Annotated in this window: 3 protein-coding genes and 1 pseudogene; 1 reads left to right on the forward strand and 3 read right to left on the reverse strand. The window is 66.0% G+C overall.

Features of this window, described 5'->3' with window-relative positions:
* Positions 1-1,683: thioredoxin domain-containing protein (locus tag D0D37_RS46055; RefSeq protein WP_162834818.1), on the reverse strand; the 1,683-nt coding region annotated here is incomplete at its 3' end.
* 169 nt (positions 1,684-1,852) lie between these two features.
* On the opposite strand from D0D37_RS46055, the gene D0D37_RS46060 reads away from it, so the two are divergent.
* A complete protein-coding gene (locus tag D0D37_RS46060; protein ID WP_116206862.1) occupies positions 1,853-3,163 on the forward strand; it encodes a DNA cytosine methyltransferase in 1,311 nt (436 codons plus the stop codon).
* Here D0D37_RS46060 and D0D37_RS46065 read toward each other — a convergent pair.
* Positions 3,141-4,019, reverse strand: a complete 879-nt coding sequence (locus D0D37_RS46065; protein WP_116206861.1) for a DUF6339 family protein — start codon at positions 4,017-4,019, stop codon at positions 3,141-3,143. The genes D0D37_RS46060 and D0D37_RS46065 overlap by 23 nt on opposite strands.
* Positions 4,016-4,615 (reverse strand): annotated as a pseudogene (locus tag D0D37_RS46070) (hypothetical protein); the annotation flags it as partial. The gene D0D37_RS46065 and the pseudogene D0D37_RS46070, both read right to left, overlap by 4 nt.

The following is a 4,615-nucleotide window of genomic DNA, read 5'->3' on the forward strand; positions in this document are numbered from 1 at the left end:
GCGCAACGCGAGTTCAGCAGCGTCGCGGTAGCGCGCCGCCTGGTCCGGCCCGGCCAGCGCGGACGCCGTGAGCAGCGCGCCGGCCAGCGCCGAGGCACCGGACGGGCTCGCATTGTCCGTCGGATCGGACGGTCGCTGCACCAGGACTTCCGCGTCGTCGGCGGTGTCGTGATAAGCCCCCGGCGCGGAGTCCGACGCGAAATGCGCCAGGGCGACGTCCAGCAGCCGGGTCGCTTCGGTAAGCCAGCGAGGTTCGCCCGTGGCCTGGTGGAGCGCGAGAAGTCCGTCGGCGAGGCAGGCGTAGTCCTCCAGCACACCGGCCGGGGTCCCGACCGCGCCGTCCCGCGAGCTGCGGCGGAGTCGTCCGTCCACGACGTGCAGGTCCAGCAGCAGCGACGCCGCCCCACGCGCCAGTTCGATCCACTGTGGACGTTCCAACGCGACACCTGCTTCGGCGAGCGCGGAAATCGCGAGACCGTTCCACGCCGCGACTACCTTGTCGTCCCGTCCCGGTTGTGGACGCTCAGCCCGCGCTTCGAGCAACGCATGCCGGACGCGCTCGAATCGGTCGAAATCTTCCGGATCTGTCTGCAATTGCAGGGTCGACGCGCCTTCTTCAAACGTACCGTCTTCGGTAACCTTGAAAAGCTCAGCCGCCCACGGGCCGTCCTCCCCGAGCACCTCGGTGAGCTGCGCGGGAGTCCACACGTACGTCAATCCCTCGACGCCTTCGGTGTCCGCATCGAGCGACGCCGCGAAACCTCCTTGCGGCGTAAGAAGATCGTGCTCGAGGAACCGGACGATCCCCTCCGCCACCCGTCGCGCCGACGCCGAACCGCGACGCGCGAGATGCGCGTACACTCGGAGCAGCAACGCGTTGTCATACAACATCTTCTCGAAGTGGGGAACGATCCACTCCGCGTCCACGGAGTAGCGCGCGAACCCGCCGCCCAGCTGGTCGTGAATGCCGCCGCGAGCCATCGCGTCCGCCGCGGACTCGGCGAGCGCCAGGGCCTCCGCCGAGCCCGTGCGCTCGTGGTGGCGCACCAGGAACTCCAGCACCATCGACGGCGGAAACTTCGGCGCGCCACCGAAACCGCCGTGCGCCGAGTCTGCCTCCTGCGCAAGTTTCGCCACCGCCTGCGCCAAAGCGTCGGCGTCGACGGCCGATTCCTTCAGCGGACCGCTCTGCTCGGCGAGATGCCCGACGATCTGTTTCGCCCCCTCGCGCAGGTCGTCCGGCCGCTCCTCCCACGCCTCCGCGACCGCGACCAGCAGCTGTGTGAACGACGGAATCCCGGGCCGCGGCGCGGGCGGATAGTAAGTGCCGCAATGGAAGGGCTCGCCCTCGGGCGTGAGGAAACAGGTCATCGGCCAGCCGCCCTGACCGGTCATGGCCTGCGTGGCGGCCATGTAGACGGCGTCGATGTCCGGCCGCTCCTCGCGGTCGACCTTGATGTTGACGAAATGCGCGTTCATCAGCGTCGCGGTGCCATCGTGCTCGAAGGACTCGTGCGCCATGACGTGGCACCAATGGCAGGCGGCGTACCCGACGGACAGCAGAATCGGCACCCCGCGACGCCGCGCCTCGGCCAGCGCTTCCGGACCCCATTCCCACCACTCGACCGGATTGTCGGCGTGCTGCAGGAGGTACGGGGACGTCGCGTCGGCGAGGCGGTTCACTCCGTCAGCGTCTCACATCCTGCGCCGGTGCACCGGCCCCAAATAAGCCGGCTGACACTCAACCAGGGTGCCTATCGCAGAGTCCTATGCCATGCTGCGGCAAGCTCGGGACACTACGATTCGGTCCGTACTGACAACGCCCTTAGATGGCCGGCTAGACTTCGGCTCCATGAGCAGCCTGGGAGCACCGAGACACCCCTTCGACGGGGCTCGCATCCTGGACCTCTTCGCAGGCCCTGGAGGGCTCGACGTCGCCGCGCACTTCCTAGGTTTCAAGAGCATCGGCATCGAGTGGGACCAGAGCGCGTGCGAAACGCGCTACGCGGCTGGCCTGCCGACCTTCCATGCCGATGTCAGTGTCATGCGCGAGACTCGTTTCGACGAGATCCCCGCCTCGGTAGACGTGCTGGCAGGCGGGCCTCCGTGCCAATCCTTTTCCGTCGCAGGGCGCGGCGCGGGCCGAGCAGCGCTCGACACCGTGAAAGAGTTCATGCACCGTCTGGTGCATGAGGAGGACGAAACCGAGGTCGACAAAGACCTGCATGCACGTGGAGTGGACCCGCGAACAGCTTTGGTGCTCGAACCTCTCCGCTGGCTCCTCAAGGCGATCGAGACGGAAGGTCGCGAACCGTACAAAGCCATCATTCTGGAGCAGGTTCCTACTGTCCTGCCTCTGTGGGACGTTTACGCACACCTTCTGCGCGGCGGTGAGGGACGTCTCAAGGGCATCAAGTACGAGGCGGATTGCTGGGCGCTGAAAACTGAGCAGTTCGGGGTTCCCCAGACGCGCACCCGCGCCGTACTCGTCGCGAGGCTCGTAGGCTCCGGAGCCGTCGGGCGGCCCGCTGCGACTCACCTGCCCTTCAATGTGCATCGCCAAGCAAGCAGCCCTGGACAGGCTCAATTGCTCCCGACCGGCGTCGAGCATGAGATCCGTTGGCAGTCGATGGCGGAAGCACTCGACGCGGCAAGCACACTGAAGGGGTCGTCGATCGACATCTCTCGGCTTCGCAGCAGGGGAAAAACAAAGTTCTTCGTCATCTCGAACTACGGATCGAACGGTGACCCTAAGCGGCGAGGCGAACGTCAGTCCGACGAGCCTGCTTTTACGGTCACCGGCAAAGTTTCCCGGAACAAGGTGTACAAGACCAAAGCAGACTACGAGGCGGGGAAGTCAGACCGCTTCACCATCGCCGAATCCGGAGTGCTCCAAACATTCCCCCACAACTTCCCCTGGTCCGGCAAGGACCAGGCTCAGCAAGTGGGCAATGCAGTGCCGCCCCGCCTCGGAATGCACGTGCTCAGCAGGGCGCTGCGCGACAAGGCCCCCACGAAAAAAGAACTGGCCCGCTCAGCGACCTGGCCCGCAGTCCCCGCAACGACAGCCGAGGAGCTGCGAGCCATCGGATGCGGTGATCAGAGCCAGTGCCCTCTGGCCGAGTCCAAGACTGCTCAGTCTACTCGGAAGCCCTCCCCCTGACCGGCGCGTCGGCGAACAACTCCTCGAAGTGTGCGACCAAACCCCGCACTGCATCTTCTGGAACCCGTTCTTCCTCCGGCCCTTCCGGAAGCTCGTTCCGCGGCGAGGGAAGCGCCGATGCGGCACCTGCGATCCAGTCGCGCAAGGCATCGCCGTCACGCTCCACATCCGGGGCGACGAGGTCGTACATCAGAGTCGCTGCGGCTGCGTTTACTGCGGGTGTCAGGGCATTGATCTCCCTGCCGGTGCGCACGGTCCCTCGCTCTAGCAATCGAACGAGTGCCTGAGCGGTCGGCCGATGATCGATGACGTCCAGTCGAAGCGCGGAGTTGAGCATGTCCTGATTGCCACAGGCCACGACGACGGGGCGGTAGTCGGAACCGTCCCGAAAGAGTTCCGCCGCCCACCAGAGCCGGGCGAACGACTGCTTGTAATGCGGACCGACGAACCTGTCACGAGCCACGCGCACGCGCGAACCATCCTCTTTCGGCTCAGGCAGATGCCGCCAAACGACATAGTCCGGCGCAACTCCGAGAGCCAAGTACGTCCACAGCCCCTTTTCGGCGGCTTCCCGGCGCGTCAACCGAAGGGTTTCGTGCAGTCGCGGTGCCAACCAGGCGTCCGCGGCGGTAGGGCGGTCCGCTCGGAACTTGCTCAGCGCGCCGTCGATCAGATCCCGTACTCGAACCAGATCCAGTCGCGCGTCGTCACCCGCCAGTGGCTCGGCCACCTTGTTCAGCGCGATGGACGGAACGTCCTCGCGCCCTTCGAGCACTTCCGCCGAGAGGAAGTCGGCGGCTTGCGCATCGGAGAGCAGGGCCAGCCGCTCCGGCAGATGCTCAGGTCGGGAAGTCACGCGTGGGCCTCCTGCTCGAATCGTTCGATCTCGCGGACGGTGGAGGCCAATGCTTTGGGAATCCCGGCACGTCGCGCGGCGGCGTACTGGATCCGCGGTTGCAGATCCATCCAGCTCCCCTCGCCGGTTCGTCGCGTGTGCACTTCGAGGAGAGCTTCTTCCTCTGACCGTCCAGGGATGACGTCCGGGAGCATTTCCCGAAGGACCGCACCCCGCCAATCCGGTGGGAAGAGCGGCACTCCGTCCTCCTCGATCTCCAGGCTGCCGATCGCCGTGTGAAACACAGCGGTCCAGACATCGGCACACATCTGGGCCAGCAGCATCTCGCCCACCATGTTCTCCATTTTCGATCCCGGGTCCTGCACCAACGCTGCGAAGCCCTCGAAGTCCGAGTTCAGGCGCACAGCGGGCATTCGTCCCGAGGTATCCACTGCCCAAGGCGCGTCCCGGAAGCTCCGCAGCCACTCCGCTCCGCGGGCGAAGCTCACTGTGGTCACGTCCAGCTGGCGATCCCTCAGCGGGACGTCGGACGTCACATCGATCAACCACTCCTGGTCAATGGAGCCGATGACCCGCCCCGCCACGCCCCCCACCGT

This window comes from Amycolatopsis circi, from assembly GCF_003385235.1.
GTDB classification, from domain to species: Bacteria; Actinomycetota; Actinomycetes; order Mycobacteriales; family Pseudonocardiaceae; genus Amycolatopsis; species Amycolatopsis circi.